17 protein-coding genes are annotated in these 14,371 nt (G+C 68.5%); 9 read left to right on the forward strand and 8 right to left on the reverse strand.

Annotated features, from left to right (window positions below):
• Positions 1-83 precede the first annotated feature (83 nt).
• Positions 84-548 (forward strand): DUF2871 domain-containing protein, encoded by a 465-nt coding sequence (locus tag ACYVDK_RS06725; protein WP_460519792.1) that lies wholly within the window; start codon positions 84-86, stop codon positions 546-548.
• 102 nt (positions 549-650) lie between these two features.
• Here the strand turns inward: ACYVDK_RS06725 and ACYVDK_RS06730 are convergent, their stop codons facing one another.
• Both ACYVDK_RS06730 and ACYVDK_RS06735 read right to left on the reverse strand, forming a co-directional pair.
• Positions 651-1,271, reverse strand: a complete 621-nt coding sequence (locus ACYVDK_RS06730; RefSeq protein WP_460519794.1) for a transcriptional regulator — start codon at positions 1,269-1,271, stop codon at positions 651-653.
• Between the two features lie 4 nt (positions 1,272-1,275).
• Positions 1,276-2,448, reverse strand: coding sequence for a sensor histidine kinase (locus tag ACYVDK_RS06735; RefSeq protein ID WP_460519797.1), 1,173 nt, complete (start codon positions 2,446-2,448; stop codon positions 1,276-1,278).
• A 151-nt stretch (positions 2,449-2,599) separates the two neighbouring features.
• On the opposite strand from ACYVDK_RS06735, the gene ACYVDK_RS06740 reads away from it, so the two are divergent.
• The 4 genes from ACYVDK_RS06740 to ACYVDK_RS06755 are packed head-to-tail and all read left to right on the forward strand — an operon-like array spanning position 2,600 to position 6,871.
• On the forward strand, positions 2,600-3,679 hold the full coding sequence (locus tag ACYVDK_RS06740) for an ABC transporter permease (protein WP_460519799.1): 1,080 nt from the start codon (positions 2,600-2,602) through the stop codon (positions 3,677-3,679).
• Positions 3,676-4,389: an ABC transporter ATP-binding protein gene (locus ACYVDK_RS06745; RefSeq protein ID WP_460519802.1), complete on the forward strand. Its 714-nt coding sequence runs from the start codon at positions 3,676-3,678 to the stop codon at positions 4,387-4,389. The genes ACYVDK_RS06740 and ACYVDK_RS06745 overlap by 4 nt, the downstream gene beginning before the upstream one ends.
• Positions 4,386-6,050, forward strand: a complete 1,665-nt coding sequence (locus ACYVDK_RS06750) for an efflux MFS transporter permease (RefSeq protein WP_460519805.1) — start codon at positions 4,386-4,388, stop codon at positions 6,048-6,050. The genes ACYVDK_RS06745 and ACYVDK_RS06750 overlap by 4 nt, the downstream gene beginning before the upstream one ends.
• Positions 6,047-6,871 (forward strand): 2-phosphosulfolactate phosphatase, encoded by an 825-nt coding sequence (locus tag ACYVDK_RS06755; protein ID WP_460519807.1) that lies wholly within the window; start codon positions 6,047-6,049, stop codon positions 6,869-6,871. Before ACYVDK_RS06750 ends, ACYVDK_RS06755 begins: the two co-directional genes overlap by 4 nt.
• 26 nt (positions 6,872-6,897) lie before the next feature.
• Here ACYVDK_RS06755 and ACYVDK_RS06760 read toward each other — a convergent pair whose 3' ends face one another.
• Positions 6,898-7,395, reverse strand: a complete 498-nt coding sequence (locus tag ACYVDK_RS06760; RefSeq protein WP_460519809.1) for a cupin domain-containing protein — start codon at positions 7,393-7,395, stop codon at positions 6,898-6,900.
• A gap of 63 nt (positions 7,396-7,458) precedes the next feature.
• On the opposite strand from ACYVDK_RS06760, the gene ACYVDK_RS06765 reads away from it, so the two are divergent.
• The gene (locus ACYVDK_RS06765; RefSeq protein WP_460519812.1) at positions 7,459-8,052 is read left to right on the forward strand and encodes a TetR/AcrR family transcriptional regulator; all 594 of its coding nucleotides are present in this window, start codon (positions 7,459-7,461) and stop codon (positions 8,050-8,052) included.
• A gap of 339 nt (positions 8,053-8,391) precedes the next feature.
• On the forward strand, positions 8,392-8,844 hold the full coding sequence (locus tag ACYVDK_RS06770; protein ID WP_460519815.1) for a hypothetical protein: 453 nt from the start codon (positions 8,392-8,394) through the stop codon (positions 8,842-8,844).
• Between the two features lie 76 nt (positions 8,845-8,920).
• On the opposite strand, the gene ACYVDK_RS06775 is transcribed toward ACYVDK_RS06770, so the two are convergent.
• The gene (locus ACYVDK_RS06775) at positions 8,921-9,145 is read right to left on the reverse strand and encodes a hypothetical protein (protein ID WP_460519818.1); all 225 of its coding nucleotides are present in this window, start codon (positions 9,143-9,145) and stop codon (positions 8,921-8,923) included.
• Between the two features lie 140 nt (positions 9,146-9,285).
• Positions 9,286-10,248 (reverse strand): quinone oxidoreductase family protein, encoded by a 963-nt coding sequence (locus ACYVDK_RS06780; RefSeq protein ID WP_460519820.1) that lies wholly within the window; start codon positions 10,246-10,248, stop codon positions 9,286-9,288.
• A 94-nt stretch (positions 10,249-10,342) separates the two neighbouring features.
• On the opposite strand from ACYVDK_RS06780, the gene ACYVDK_RS06785 reads away from it, so the two are divergent.
• Positions 10,343-10,957 (forward strand): TetR family transcriptional regulator, encoded by a 615-nt coding sequence (locus ACYVDK_RS06785; protein ID WP_460519823.1) that lies wholly within the window; start codon positions 10,343-10,345, stop codon positions 10,955-10,957.
• Here ACYVDK_RS06785 and ACYVDK_RS06790 read toward each other — a convergent pair.
• A complete protein-coding gene (locus ACYVDK_RS06790) occupies positions 10,949-12,247 on the reverse strand; it encodes a zinc ribbon domain-containing protein (protein ID WP_460519826.1) in 1,299 nt (432 codons plus the stop codon). The genes ACYVDK_RS06785 and ACYVDK_RS06790 overlap by 9 nt on opposite strands.
• Positions 12,248-12,442: 195 nt before the next feature.
• On the opposite strand from ACYVDK_RS06790, the gene ACYVDK_RS06795 reads away from it, so the two are divergent.
• Positions 12,443-12,745, forward strand: coding sequence for a DUF427 domain-containing protein (locus tag ACYVDK_RS06795; RefSeq protein WP_460519829.1), 303 nt, complete (start codon positions 12,443-12,445; stop codon positions 12,743-12,745).
• A 67-nt stretch (positions 12,746-12,812) separates the two neighbouring features.
• On the opposite strand, the gene ACYVDK_RS06800 is transcribed toward ACYVDK_RS06795, so the two are convergent.
• Together ACYVDK_RS06800 and ACYVDK_RS06805 are read right to left on the reverse strand one after the other, a co-directional pair.
• A complete protein-coding gene (locus ACYVDK_RS06800; protein ID WP_460519832.1) occupies positions 12,813-13,685 on the reverse strand; it encodes an LLM class oxidoreductase in 873 nt (290 codons plus the stop codon).
• Positions 13,686-13,729: 44 nt separating this feature from the next.
• A complete protein-coding gene (locus ACYVDK_RS06805) occupies positions 13,730-14,344 on the reverse strand; it encodes a TetR/AcrR family transcriptional regulator (protein ID WP_460519835.1) in 615 nt (204 codons plus the stop codon).
• Positions 14,345-14,371: the final 27 nt, after the last annotated feature.

The following is a 14,371-nucleotide window of genomic DNA, read 5'->3' on the forward strand; positions in this document are numbered from 1 at the left end:
GAGGGTTGACGGAACTCTCCAACGTTCGGACGATGACCGCCGGCCGCCGGAGCGGGAGGCTGGCCTGGAGTGAAGGGAATCCCATGCGTCGCCTGTTCTACGCCTCGTTCGCCTACCTCGTGGTGGGGCTGGCCTCCGGCCTGTTCTTCCGCGAGTTCACGAAGGCCCACGACTTCTCCGAGAATCGCTTCACGCAGCTCGCTGTGGTGCACACGCACCTGCTGACCCTCGGCTTCATCGTGCTGCTCATCGTGCTGCTGCTCGAGAAGGTCTTCACGCTGTCGCAGAGCCGCTGGTTCGGCTGGTTCTTCTGGGTCTACAACGCGGGCCTTGTCGTCACCGCGGCGATGCTCACCTGGCACGGGAGTCTCACCGTGCTGGGCCGGGAGTCGACGGCGATGATCTCGGGGATCGCCGGTCTCGGGCACATTCTGCTGTCGGCAGGCATGGTGTTCCTGTTCCTCGCCCTCGGGCGGGCGATCGGCCGACAGCATCGTGACACGGCGGCACGCAGCCGTTCCGGCGACATGGTTCCCGCGAACGACTGAACGGTTGCGGCGCTGCGCTCGGCCCGGCGCTGCGCGCGGCGGTGCGCCGGGCGAAGGCCGCACCGCGTTCAGCGCAGCACCCCGTTCAGCGCAGCGCCGCGTTCAGCGCAGCACCCCGAGTCTGCGCGCGGCAGAGACCGCTGCGGTGCGGGAGGCCACGCCCAGCTTCGAGAACACGTGCACCAAGTGCGATTTCACTGTCGCGTCCGTGATGTGCAGATTCGCTGCGATCTCGCTGTTCGACGCTCCGGCCGCAACCAGCGCGAGCACCTCGATCTCGCGGGAGGAGAGGCTGATCTGCGGTGCACGCACCCGCTCCATCAGGCGCCCGGCGATGGCGGGCGCCAACGCGCTCTCGCCCGATGCCGCGGCGCGCACCGCCGCAATGAGCTCGCTGGGCGGGGCATCCTTCAGCAGATACCCGCTGGCACCGGCTTCGACGGCGCTCAAGATGTCGCCGTCGGTGTCGTAGTTCGTCAGCACGAGCACGTACGGCGCGACGTCCAGCGCCCGGATGCGCCTGGTGGCGTCGGCGCCGGTGGTCGTCTGCCCGAACTGCAGGTCCATCAGCACGAGTTCGGGGTCGAGCGACTGCGCCAGGGCGACCGCTTCATCGGGTGTGGCGGCCTCGCCGACGACGGTGAGGTCGTCTTCGCCGTCGAGGAGGGCGCGGATGCCTGCACGAACGACGGGATGGTCGTCGGCGATGACGATTCGGATCATGGGTTCACTCCACTTTCACGATCACGGAGACGGTGGTGCCGGCTCCCGGCGCGCTGACGATCTCGAGGTCGCCGCCCAGCTGGTCGACGCGTTCGCCGATCGCACGCAGACCGAAGGAGTCGGAGGCCGTCTCACGCGTGCTCAGCGTGCTCGGGTCGAAGCCGACACCGTCATCCGTCACGGTCAGGCGAACCGAATCGGTGATCGTCTCGATCGTGATCCTCGCGTGCGTCGCCTGCGCGTGTTTCACCACGTTCGCCAGCGTGCTCTGTGCGATGCGCAGCAGCGCGGTCTGCACATGCATGGGCAGCTCGAGCGGTTCGGGAACGTCGACCTGCACCTGCAGGCCCTCGGTCGTCCACTCCCGTTCCGCCAAGCGGATCAGGGCGCCGCGCAGCCCCTCGTCGAGTGCGGGTGGCGAGAGCTCGCGAATGAACCGCCGGGTGTCGGCCAGGCTCGCCGCAGCGGTCTCCCTCGCGAGCCTGAGGTGCTCGGCACCAGGGCGGTCGGCGTCGGCACGCTCGGCGGCATGCATCAGCATCTGGATGCTCGACAGCGACTGCGCCACGGTGTCGTGAATCTCGCGGGCGAGTCGTGCCCGCTCCTCGAGCACCCCCTGCTCGCGTTCCGAGGCGGCCAGCCGGTCCCGCGTGGCGAGGAGCTCGGTGAGCAGCGCCTCACGCTCGGCCGCATCGCGGGCCAGCTCCTGGTAGCCCATCCCGATCAGCAGCGCGACGCCGGCGCCCAGCAGCGGCCCGACGACGCCTCCGACGGTGAAACCGCCGTGCATCCCGAGCGCGAGGATCGCAAGGCCGGTGGCGACGAGCACCATGATCGGGCCGACCGGTGGCGGCAGCAGGTGGAGATAGAGGAAGAAGAACGGGAAGACCAGGTAGGCGGCCTCTGGAACGAGGAAAAGGAGCCCGATCCAGACGACCGAGAGCGCGGCGAGCCAGAGCGCGCTCGCCAGCCGCCGATGCTCCGGTGGCACGTGGATGACCCAGATGCCGGCCATGTAGAGCAACCCGAGGAGCGCAGACAGCAGGAGGCCCAGCCACATGAGCGGCATTGCCTGCAGCACGAGTCGCACGACCACCAGCGCGAGCAGGGCGACGAACAGCACGTGCAGCCCGATGCGCAGCACGAGGAAGACGCGGGTGAGATCGCGGTGCACCATTTCACGTTCAGCCTACAAATCGTCGCAACGACAGGTCATCCATCGAAAGTGGGAGCGCAAGGGTGAACCCCTCGGCGATGGCACGGCGGCGCGGTTTCGCGAGGCTGGATGACGTGGCCTGCTCCGGGCATGCCGCGGAAAGGACTCCATCGTGTTCGTCGCCTGGCGCGACTTGCGTTTCGCGCGCGGCCGATTCGTGCTCATCGGCTCGGTCGTCGCACTCATCACACTGCTCGTCGGCTTCCTGGCCGGTCTCACCGGCGGACTCGCCGCGCAGAACGTGTCGGCCGTGCTCGAGCTTCCGGGCAACCGGATCGTGCTGCAGCATCCCAGCTCCGGGCAGGCGAGTTTCAGCGAATCGTCCATCGGCGCCACTGCGGTCGAGAAGTGGCGCAGCGCACCGGGCGTGAGCGACGTGCTCCCGGTCGGCATCGCGCAGGGCAAAGCGAAGGTGCACGGCACGACCGCAGCCGTGGCCTTCTTCGGCCTGCCGAATGGCGGCAAGGCGTCCACCGTCACCGATCTCGCGCCACGCAACGCCGACGAGGTGGGCCTCTCGGCCGGAGCAGCGAAAGACCTGGGTAACGCGCAGGTCGGCGATCGCGTGAGCATCCTCGGCGACACCTACACCGTGGCATCCGTCGGTGGCGACGCCTGGTACAGCCACACGCCCGTGGTCGCCCTCACGCCCGACGCCTGGTCCCAGCTCAGTAAGAGCATGGGAGGCGATGGTGAAGCGACGGCGCTCGCGGTGACCGGCGATCCGGACTGGAACGCCGTCGCGAACAGCACGCACACCGTCGCGCAGCCGCCGCTTCTCAGCCTGGCCGCACTCGACACCTTCAAGTCCGAGATCGGCTCGCTGGGGCTCATGATCGCGATGCTGTTCGGCATCTCCGCGCTCGTCGTCGGGGCCTTCTTCACGGTCTGGACCATGCAGCGCTCCGGCGATGTCGCCGTGCTCAAGGCGCTCGGCGCCACGACGAAGTCCCTGGTGCGCGACGCGCTCGGCCAAGCCCTGGTCGTTCTCGTGATCGGCATCGGCGTCGGGATGCTCGTGGTGGTCGCTCTCGGAACGCTCGCCGGCGGCGCGCTGCCCTTCCTGCTGAACCCCCTCACCACGCTGGCGCCCGCGGTCGCCATGGCCGTGCTCGGCCTGGTCGGCGCGGCGGTCGCACTGCGCAACGTCACCAAGTCAGACCCCCTCACCGCACTCGGGAGCAACCGATGATCACCCTCGACGACATCACCCTCACCTTCCCGGACGGCGCCTCCCGCGTCACCGCCGTCGACCGCGTCTGCCTCGATGCCAAGGCTGGTGTGCTCACCGGGATCACCGGGCCCTCCGGCTCCGGCAAGTCGAGCCTGCTCGCCGTGGCGGCCACGCTCATCCGCCCGGACTCCGGTCGTGTCGTCATCGGCGACGTGGATGCCACGACACTGTCCCGTGACGAGGCCACCGCGCTGCGCCGGGAGAGCATCGGCATCGTCTTCCAGCAGTCGAATCTGCTGCCGTCGCTGACTGCTCGTGAGCAGCTCATGGTGATGGCGGAGCTCGGCGGCCGTGGTGCTCGCAAGCGTCGCCGTCTGGTGCGTTCGCGGGTCGACGAGCTCCTGGATGCCGTCGGCCTGACCGGGCATGCGGGCAAGCGTCCCGCGCAGCTCTCCGGCGGCCAACGGCAGCGTGTGGCGATCGCCAGGGCGCTCGTGCACGAGCCGGAGGTGCTTCTGGTGGACGAGCCGACGAGTGCTCTCGATCAGGAGCGCGGCGCGGCGATCATGGAACTCATCGCCCACCTCACGCACGAGCGGGAGACGGCGACGCTGCTGGTCACGCACGACCTGGTGCACGAGCACCTCCTCGACTCGTTGGTCACGGTCGTCGACGGCCGCATCGTGGAGTCACGCACGCCCGAGTTCACGGAGGCGTTGCAATCATGACGGCGGCGGGCACGACGATTCAGGCCGAGGCACCGACGCGTCGCCAGTGGCTGGGACTCGGCGTGCTCGCCACCGGCCTCGGCATGATCGTTCTCGATGGCACGGTCGTGAGCGTCGCACTGCCCGACATGGTGCGCGACCTGAAGCTCGACCTCACCGAGGCGCAGTGGGTCAGCAGTCTCTATGCCGTGCTCCTGGCCGCCCTTCTGCTGGTCACCGGGAGGCTGTCGGATCGCTGGGGCCGTCGGGCCCTGTTCATCGCGGGTCTGGTGGTTTTCGGCGCATCCAGCGGTCTCGCCGCAGCGGCCGACAGCGCGACCGCGTTGCTCACGGCACGTGCCGCGCAGGCGATCGGGGCCGCCCTGATCATGCCGTCGACCCTGTCGACAGTGAACGCGGTGTTCCGCGGCAAGTACCGGGCTGCGGCATTCGGGGTCTGGGGCGCCGTCGTCTCAGGGGCGGCGGCGATCGGCCCGCTCGTCGGTGGTGCGCTGACGCAATGGGCGTCGTGGCACTGGATCTTCCTCATCAACATTCCGATCGCGCTCGTCGTGCTGGTGGCGGCTCTCGTGACGGTCCCGCCCACCCGCGGAGCGAAACCGCGGCCAGGGGCTGACGTCGACGGTGCGTTGCTCAGCGCCATCGGACTCGGCGCGCTCGTCTTCGCGGTGATCGAGGGACCGACCCTGGGCTGGTGGGCGCCGGCATCCTCCTTCTCGCTGCTGGGATGGGTCTGGCCGCAGTCCGCCCCGATCTCGATCGTGCCGGTCGCCTTCGCCGTCGCCGCGGTCGCGCTGACGCTCTTCGTGTTCTGGGAACGTCACCGCGAGCGGGTGAAGCGCTCGGCGCTGCTGGATCTGAACCTCTTTCGCTTCGGCACGTTCTCGTGGGGCAACGTGACCGCCGCTACCGTGGCGATCGGCGAGTTCGCGCTGTTGTTCGTGCTGCCGCTGTACCTGGTGAACGCGCTCGGACTCGACGTGCTCGGCGCCGGAGTCGTGCTGGCGGCCATGGCTGTCGGTGCGTTCCTCTCCGGTGCGGCGGCGCGGCACCTGGCGGCGCGTCTGGGTGCGCCCGGCACGGTTCTGCTCGGGCTCGCCCTCGAGGTGAGTGGAGTCATCGTGCTCGCGCTCCTGGTCACCGGAACCACGCCGGGCTGGCTGGTCGCGCTGCCGCTGGCGCTGTACGGGCTAGGTCTGGGGCTGGCGTCGGCCCAGCTCACCGGAACCGTGCTCAGCGAAGTGCCGGTCGGCATGTCCGGGCAGGGGTCGGCGACGCAGAGCACGGTTCGGCAGATCGGCACGGCCATCGGCACGGCCATCTCAGGCGCCGTGCTCTCGGCCGCGCTGGCCATCACGGTGCCGTCCTCGCTCGATGGCGCCGGGGTGCCGGGCACGACGGTGACGAAGCTTGCGGATGCCACGAGGAGCTCGGCCGGCACGACGATCACTCAGCTTCGCGAGCAGGGGGCGGCAAGCCCGTTCGGCGCGCACACCGGGCAGGTGGTCGGCTCGCTCGCAGGCGGCTTCGCGGATGCCACACGCTGGTCCCTGCTCGTCGCAGGCGTCTTCCTCCTGCTCGGTCTGGTCGGCGCGATCATGGTGCGCCGGGCGAGCCTGCAGGAGGGCAGGCATCCGCGCGCCACTACCATGGCCGGGTGAAGACGCCCCTGAACCCCGACGATCCCACCCAGCAGGCCTACGAGGTGCGCTTCGACTGGGGACGCGAAGGGCTGCGCAGCATCGTGCACGGCGCCGGCGTCATCGTCGTGATCGATGCCATCTCCTTCACGACGACGGTTCAGATGGGGGTGGCGCTCGGGCTCGACGTGCAGCCGTATGCAGGACTGCGACACGAGGCGGAGACGGCGGATGCAGCGGGCGAGTTCGCCGATGCCCGGCTGGCCGGGCGCCGTGGTGCCGCCGGCGTCTCGCTCTCGCCCTCCAGCATGACGGAGCAGAACGTCGCCGAGTTCGGTGCGCACCGCGCCGTGGTCCCCTCGCTGAACGGATCGCGCCTCACCGCACTGGCAGCGGGTTATGGCGTTCCCGTCCTGGCGGCCTGCCTGCGCAACCGCACGGCGGTGGCGCGCTGGGTCCTGGACTACCAGGAACGCCTCGGGCGCCGGGCGAAGGTCGCCGTCGTCGCCGCGGGCGAGACGCGCACCGACGAGACCGTGCGCTTCGCCGTCGAAGACCTGCTGACCGCCGGCGCGGTGATCGACTCGCTCGGCAAGGTCGGCATCGATGCGTGCTCGCCGGAGGCGGCAGCGGCGTGCGCTGCGTACACCGGACTCGAGCGGGGCATCCGCCACATGTTCACCGCCTCCGTGAGCGGCGGCGAACTGCTGAAAGACGACCAGGGCGAAGACATCGCCGTGGCATACCAGACGGATGTCTCCACCGCCGTTCCGGTGCTCGTCGACGGAGTGTTCACGGATGCCTCGCCCGACTCAGTCGCGGCTCGCGCCCACGTGGCGTAGGCCGCTTCGGGAACTGTGCCGGCCGCTCACAGGGTGAGCCCGTGCGTCGCGCACAACTCCGGAATCGATTCGGGGCGGATCTCCAGCCCGTAGCGAGCCGCGACGGCACCGATCGCGGCGAGCGGTGCTTCCGCGCTCGCCCGCAATAGCGCGTCGATCTCGGCGAAGTAGCCTTCGAATCCGCCGGGGACGATGATCTCCAGAAGTGTCGCCTCCTCATCGGTCGCATTCCAGAACGTGTGCCATTGACCGCGCGGCTTGACGACGACGTCACCCGCAGAGGCCTCGACGGTCTGCTCGCCGAGCAGCACGGTGATCGTTCCCGAAGTGACGATCGAGTACTCGTCTTCGCGGGTGTGGCGATGGTCGGGGGCGCCGAGCCTGTGAGCGCCGAGGGTGTGCGCCACGACGCTCATGGCCGTGGTGATGTTCGCATCGAGCATGAATCGGCAGCCGAGCGAGCCGACCATCGCGGTGGAGAGGTCGGCCGAGCGGATCAGCTGGTCTACGGCCAGTGGAGGCATGGTGAAACTCTTTTCAGTGAACTACACGTTCAATGAACTGAGACGGTACCATCGTTGAACAGCATGTCAAGTGAAACTCGTCGGTATCAGCTGAAGGCGCGCGCCCGCAGTCAAGAGGACACGCGTCGGCGAATCATCGAGACCACCATGGGTCTGCACGCGGAAGTCGGTCCGGCTCGCACCACCGTCGCCGAGATCGCGCGCCGAGCAGGAGTGCAGCGCCTCACGGTCTACAACCACTTTCCCGAAGACGCGGAACTCGTGGCAGCGTGCCAAGCGCATTGGCTCGACCTGAACCCGCCCCCGGACTTCGCTGCGGCACTGTCGCGACCGCAGGCTGCCGATGCCGTTCGGGCCGCCCTTGCGCAGCTCTATTCCTGGTACGACGCCACGCAGAACATGGCCGAGAACGTGCAGCGCGACCGTGCACGGATGCCTGCCCTGGATGCTCTCCTCCGGTCGACGGCGGACGCGCAGTTGGATGCTCTGGGTGCTGGAATCGCCGGTCGGGCGAGCGGGGAGCCGACGGCGGCTCTTGCTGCTCTCGCGAATCTGGCCGTGAGCTTCTGGACGTGGCGCACCCTGCATCGCAGTGGCCTGGACGCCGGCGCGGCGGCCGCCGTCATGACCGATGCCCTGCTCACCGCGGGCGCCTGACTGAAGCGCCCATTGGCAACGGACGGTGCATGGTCACCCATCCTCCGGTTACGCTTCGCGCTCGCGTCGACGCCGACATCGACGCGCTGTTCAGCATCGCTGCAGACCTGAGCACGTGGGAGGAGCGGAATCCCTCGATGCCCGCGAACACGCGTGGGTGCGCGGACGTTTCGAAGACATCGTGCTGATGGGAGTCCCGCGCTCGGAGTGGCGTTCCCGGTCTGCGCACAGCGGGTGAGGCCCGGGCTGTTCTCCACAGAGCCCGGGCATCGAGTGGACTTTGCACAGAACGCCCGCTTCCCGCTTCCGACCAGCCGACCCGGCATCAGGATCGACGGCATGAGTTCCCGTAATCCCTCACCTCTCCATGAACGCATGCTCGACCGTGACGACGACCTCGGCAGCTTCCTGGAATTCCTCCTGCTTCGTGCCAACCGCAGGCAGATGTGGCTGCTGTTCCTCGACGACCGACGACGTCTCGGCGATCCGATCATGCCCATGGACGACTATCCGGAGAACCCGGACGGCCTCGTCTCAACGGACGATCTCGGCGAACTCCCGCATGCCCGTCTTCTCATGCATCGCGCCGAGATGTGTCGGGAACTGACGAACAATGCGGCCATCGTGCTGGTGTGGGAGCGGCTCGGCCCCTGTCCCATCGACGAGAACACCAGAGCCTGGGCCAGCGCGATGGCCGAGGCCGCCAGGGACATCGGCGTTCCGCTGCGCGCTCAGTTCCTTTTGCACGACGGCGGCATCCGCCAGGTGCATCCGGATGACTACGTGTCCTAGTACACGCACCGGCACACAAGTCCGTTCCAGTGGCGCGCTGCAGCGCCAGAAGCACACGCCTCGGCACGGGCGGGTCTCAGCGGTCCGCGTGCACGATGCGCGCGATGCGGTTCTGCCAGGCGACGAGTACGCGCGGCGGGTTCTGGTGATGGCCGTTCGGGCTGTGCAGGCTGCGACCCTGGTGGTGACCATGCGGGCGTCGGGTCGCTGCTGCGCTCTTCGGATCGGCATTGGGGGAGTGTTCGGGCACGCCCGGAACGCGATGCGTGAGGGTGTGGAGCACCCGGGTGAGTTCGTTCATGGTGATTCTCCTTTTCGTGTTAGAGGATTCGAGTTCGTTCGTGGTCTGTGATCGATCAGGGAGTCGGCATCGAGCCGGGAGTCGGCATCGAGCCGGGAGTCGGGATTGAGCAGGGATTTGTGTTCGATCGGGCATCGAGTTCAATCGGGCACGATGACGAGCCGGCGGCCGCGTAGGTCGGTGCGCGTCCAGGCTTCGGCGATGCGGCGTAGCGGCATGGTCTCGACGGGAATGATCAGCTCGCCCGTGCGCACCCAGTCGACGACCTGCTGGTACGCGGCGGCCATCCCGATCGCGGCGTTGCGGCCTGCGCCGTAGATCTCGAGTCCGGATGTGCGCAGCGCGTCCGCGGTGAGTCGGATGCCCGAGCCGGCGGCCTCGCCGATCTGCACGAACCGCGTCGGCTTGCCGAGCGCGAAGCCGGTGGGGATGAGGGCTTGAGTGAGCATCTCCGTCGGCCGCCCCCAGAGGTAGTCGAGAACCACGTCGTATCCCGTGCCGGCAGCATCCCGGAAGGCCTGGATGAGTGATGCGTCGTCGACAGCCGTGTTGATCGTGGCATCGGCTCCGAGGTCGCGCAGCTCGCCGAGAGCGGCGTCGTCGCGGCCGGTGGCCACGATGCGTTCCGCGCCGAGACGACGCGCGATCTGGATCGCCAGTCGCCCGGCGACCCCGGTGCCGCCTTGAATCAGCACGGTCTCGCCGAAGCGAAGGTCGGCTGCGGCGCTGAGGGCCAGCATGGCGCTGATGGCGGAAGAGAGCGTGGCGGCCACGGGGGCGTCGATACCGGCTGGGATCGGTACGGTGTATGCGGCGGGGACGACGACCCGCTCAGCCAACGCCCCCTGCGGGGGTCTGAGGCCGCCGAAGCCCACGAGCGTTTCGTCGGGGAGGCGTCCGATGCCGTCGAAGCAGGGGATCGCCGGAAGCGAAGCCTGGAAGCCGGCTGACGTGTAGTGCGCGCCCGCGACGATGGCGCGGTCGACGTTCTCGACCGCGACGGCCTCGACGATGACCATGACGTCGCCATCCTGCGCCACCGGTTCCGGCCAGTCCCGGTATTCGGGTATGCCGCCGACTCGGTCGACCACGGCTGCCTTCATCGCTTCGCCCTCTCGCTCACCAGTCTCTTACAGTGTTAGAGATCTAGGATTGTTCTAACACTGTAAGAGACGTTGCGCAAGTGGAGGGTCGACGGTGTCGTTGAACCGGGAACGCGTGCTCGAGGAGGCGCTCAGGCTCGTCGATGACGACGGGCTGGACGCGCTGAGCCTTCGCGCCCTCGCCGGTCGGCTGAATGTGCAGGCGCCCACCCTGTACTGGCATGTGAAGAGCAAGTCGGAACTGCTGGATGCCCTCGCCGACGCGATCATGGACGAGGCGATCGCTGCAGCGCCTCATCCCGAAGTACACGGGAGCGGGCGCGGATGGCTTCTCGAAGCGCTCGGCGTGCTGCGCGCGGCCATGCTCGGCCACCGCGACGGCGCTCGCATCATCTCGGGATCCCGGTACTCACTGCGGCGCGCCGACTTCTCCGAGACGGCGATGGCCGCGCTCGTGGAGCAGGGAATGGACCTTCAGGATGCCCGCCTGCTCGTGCTGGTCGGGGAGCGATTCACGGTGGGTTGGGTTCTCGAGGAGCAGTCTCCGGCGCCGGACGGTCCTGCACCGTCGACTGAGGCGCTGCTGGCCCGCTTTCCCGTCGCCTCGAAGGCGATCGGAGACTACTTCATGGGAACGGGTCGAACCGCGGACGACCTCTTCCGCGACGGAGCGCGGCTCATTCTGCGGGCGCCTCTTCCGTCAGGCTGAGCCCTGGAACGCCTTTCCCGACCAGTCGACCGAGACGAAGATCGCCTTGCCGTTCTTGTCGAAGCCGGTGATGTCTCCGTCCACCCGCACGGGGAGCGGCGCCTCCGAGAAGACGATTCCGGAGCTGCCGTCGTCTGCGGTGTAGTCGGCGAGGAAGGTCGCCGATCCACTCGTCGTGGTCGAGACCGGCCATCCGTGCCCGTCCCAGGGGCCGACGTCGAAGACGGGCGCCGAGGCGAGCGTCCATTTCAGGTTCGAGAGGTGCAGCTCCGGATACGTGTTGTTCAGGGCGAAGCTGCATCCGGATGGCGCCAAGGCGGGCTGGGCGATGCACGCGGCGACCCATCCGTTGACGGCGTCGTTCGCGGCGTGCCGGCCTGCGTTGGTGAACGTCGCCTCCAGTGCGACGACATCCTTGCCCGAGGTGTCGCCCGTGTTCGTCAGATCGCTGATCGTGGTGCTCCTATCGGCGACCGTGTAGTTCGCCGTGGTGGGCAGCGACACGTCGTAGCGACCGGGCAGAGCACCCAGCTCCATCTCGCTTTCCGCACTGACGGTCGTGCCGTTCACGTCGATGCCGGCTGCGGCGGGTGCACCGACGGCGATCTTCAACGTGGGAAGGGTTATCGGCTCGAGTTTCCACCTCGTGAAGAAGAGCAGGTCCGTTCCGTTCTTCTCCAGCCGCAGCACCTGGCTGAAACGACTCGTGCCCTGCCGGTACTTGACGGTGACCATCGCCTCGCTGCCCACGGTCCGTGCCGGCTCGATGGAGTAGCCCGTCACGTGCTCGCCGGTCTTCGAGTAGACCGACTGCGTCACGAGGGGGCTGCGGGTGTGGATGTTCCCGGCTTTCACGGCCGCCTTCACATCGCCCTTCACCAGGGCGTCCAGGTACGGCTTGACCGCGGCCTGCGGTGTGTGAGACGCCGTCTCGACGGATGCCCATATCGCTCCCGCGATGATCAGCACGACGACGGCAACGCCGCCCGCTATCAACCACGTGAGCATGCCGGACCGCCTGGGCTTGCTCGCGGGGACCGCGTTCGCCTGCTCGCTCCGGTGCTGCCCTGTGGGGTGTTCCTGGGTGGGATATTGCTCGGTCGGATACTGCTCGGTCGGATACGGCGGGGTGGGCTGCTGCCCCGTCTCGTACTCCGGCGGCCGTCCGTACTGCGGCGACTCGACCGGAGCCGGCCAGTTTGCGGCTTCCGGCCGAGCTGCGGTCGGGTCGGTCGGGGGCGACTGCTCCTGGCCTTCGGCCGCGTCATCGGGCGAGGCTGGTGCGGTCATCAGGTGCTCCGTAGTACGAAAGGGCGGCGCGAGAGCCGTGGCGAGCACAGCCTATCGGCGCGGTAGAAGGGCGCACGAGCAGGGTAGACCGGGGTGTCGCGCGGGCCGGGTCGCAGGGCGCGGTGGGAATGGCATCCCCGCTCATCGTGTTGCCCACGACAGCCGTCGTGAACATGCGAGGAAGGGATCACCACTGTGAAAGCCGTCGTCAACGACATCGTCATCGCCGAAGCCCCGGTCGAAGAACTGATCAAGATCGAGGGCAACTGGTACTTCCCGCCGTCGAGCGTCAAGTCCGAGCTGCTCACCACCAGCCCCACTCTGTACACCTGCCCGTGGAAGGGCGAGTGTCAGTACTTCACGGTCAATGCCGGTGGCCAGCGCCTGCAGGACCGCGCCTGGAGCTATCCGCACCCGTACCCGACCGCATTCGACCGCGTCGGCAAGGACTTCAGCGACTATGTCGCGTTCTGGAAGGAAGTGCAGGTTCTCGACTGAAGAGCCCGGTGCCTGACGAGCCGGATGCCTGGCGAGCCCGATGCCTGGCGAGCCGGATGCCGCGGAGCTATCCGATCGGCTGCGCCACCTCGCCGACCCGCTCGAAGTAGGCCGTGAGGTCAGGCTCGGAGCGCGGCGGCAGCAAGACCACGTGGTGCACACCTGCCTCGGCGAATCGTCGAACGCCGGTGGCGACCTCCTCGACCGTACCCGCGAGCACGCGTCCGGCTGCGTCGCCCGGAACCTCGCCGTCCCAGTCCGCGGTGAGGCGCTCGAGCGCACCCGGCCCGAACGTGGCCGCCGCATACGCGACGATGTCCGGCTCGCCGGCGCGGCCGGCATCCGCTCGTCCGGCGCGCAGTTCGCCGACGGCGTGGACGACCTCGTCGATGGTGTGCCTGCTGTCGAGCACGGCGCCGTCGGCCACCTCGCCGGCGAGTCGCAACGTCTTGGGACCCTCCGCCGCGGCGAACACGTGGGGCACCGACGTCGGTGGCCAGTCGAGGCGAACGGCGTCGAGCGTGACGTAGCGGCCCGCTGCCGTCACCGTCTCGCCGGCGAGAAGTGAGCGGAGCGCAGCCACCTGCTCACGCATCAGGGTGAGAGGAGAGGCTACTCGCGCGCCGACCTGCGCCATCCACGACTGCACTCCGTGCCCGACGCCGGGCAGAAAGCGGTCGGGGAACATGCGCGCGATGGTGGCGATCTCCATCGCGGTCACCGCGACGTTGCGCAGGGGCATCGGTGCGATGCCGATGCCGACCCGCAGACCGGACGTGACTGCGAGTGCCGCAGATGCCGCAGCGAAAGCCGACTCGCGAAAGCAGTCCTCCCACAGCCACAGCTCGGCGACGCCGGCGCGCTCCGCCGCGATGGCGGCATCCAGGAGCGCCTCCGGCGGATTCGGATACGGACTGAAAATCGCGCCGACGCTGGTCATACCGCAACGATGCCACGAGCCGGCGACACGAGCCGGCGACACGATCAGGCGTCAGGTGCCGCGGCGCTCGGCCAGATGACATCCAGTACGCGGCTCGCCCAGTCGTCGGGCACCCCCGCCGCGGTCACATACTGGCCGTAGAACGACCCGACGAGCATGCTCGTGAGCACATCGAGGTCCGGGTCATTTGGAAGGGCCGCGGATGCCAGCGCCCGGCGGAGCAGTGCGCGCCTGGGTTCGACGAGCCGCGTCGTGAAGAGCTCGAGCAATTCCGGATGTCGTTCCTGCTCTGCCAAGAAGGAGCCGAGGATGGCCATCGCCGGCATCGCGTGCAGGTTGCGGTGAAAATTCTCGAGGATCGTCAGCGCGTGGGCGCGCGGGTTGGGTGCATCCGTGGGCGGTTCCTCAACGCGCAGCGAGCCGATCACCGCGGCCACCAGCTCCGCCTTGCTCCGGTAACGACGGCGCAGGCTGGGAACGGTCGTTCCGGCCGCTGCAGCCACCGACTCGAGCGACATCCTGGCGTAGCCGAACTCGCCGAGGCGGCGAGCGGCAGCGGAGAGGATCGCCGAGTCAAGCGCCGGGTCCCTGGGTCGCCCGGCCCCGACCCTTCTTTCAGTCGCGACCGGGTCTTCAGTGTTGACGTGTGTGGAGCCCATTACATTACGATACGAGACCAGAACGTA

This window comes from Humibacter antri, from assembly GCF_054777235.1.

Bases quoted from the DNA above. Each gene is read 5' to 3' on its own strand.
- ACYVDK_RS06725 (WP_460519792.1), top strand. From the start codon at position 84: ATGCGTCGCCTGTTCTACGCCTCGTTCGCCTACCTCGTGGTGGGGCTG.
- ACYVDK_RS06730 (WP_460519794.1), bottom strand. From the start codon at position 1,271: ATGATCCGAATCGTCATCGCCGACGACCATCCCGTCGTTCGTGCAGGC.
- ACYVDK_RS06735 (WP_460519797.1), bottom strand. From the start codon at position 2,448: ATGGTGCACCGCGATCTCACCCGCGTCTTCCTCGTGCTGCGCATCGGG.
- ACYVDK_RS06745 (WP_460519802.1), top strand. From the start codon at position 3,676: ATGATCACCCTCGACGACATCACCCTCACCTTCCCGGACGGCGCCTCC.
- ACYVDK_RS06750 (WP_460519805.1), top strand. From the start codon at position 4,386: ATGACGGCGGCGGGCACGACGATTCAGGCCGAGGCACCGACGCGTCGC.
- ACYVDK_RS06760 (WP_460519809.1), bottom strand. From the start codon at position 7,395: ATGCCTCCACTGGCCGTAGACCAGCTGATCCGCTCGGCCGACCTCTCC.
- ACYVDK_RS06765 (WP_460519812.1), top strand. From the start codon at position 7,459: ATGTCAAGTGAAACTCGTCGGTATCAGCTGAAGGCGCGCGCCCGCAGT.
- ACYVDK_RS06770 (WP_460519815.1), top strand. From the start codon at position 8,392: ATGAGTTCCCGTAATCCCTCACCTCTCCATGAACGCATGCTCGACCGT.
- ACYVDK_RS06775 (WP_460519818.1), bottom strand. From the start codon at position 9,145: ATGAACGAACTCACCCGGGTGCTCCACACCCTCACGCATCGCGTTCCG.
- ACYVDK_RS06780 (WP_460519820.1), bottom strand. From the start codon at position 10,248: ATGAAGGCAGCCGTGGTCGACCGAGTCGGCGGCATACCCGAATACCGG.
- ACYVDK_RS06790 (WP_460519826.1), bottom strand. From the start codon at position 12,247: ATGACCGCACCAGCCTCGCCCGATGACGCGGCCGAAGGCCAGGAGCAG.
- ACYVDK_RS06800 (WP_460519832.1), bottom strand. From the start codon at position 13,685: ATGACCAGCGTCGGCGCGATTTTCAGTCCGTATCCGAATCCGCCGGAG.
- ACYVDK_RS06805 (WP_460519835.1), bottom strand. From the start codon at position 14,344: ATGGGCTCCACACACGTCAACACTGAAGACCCGGTCGCGACTGAAAGA.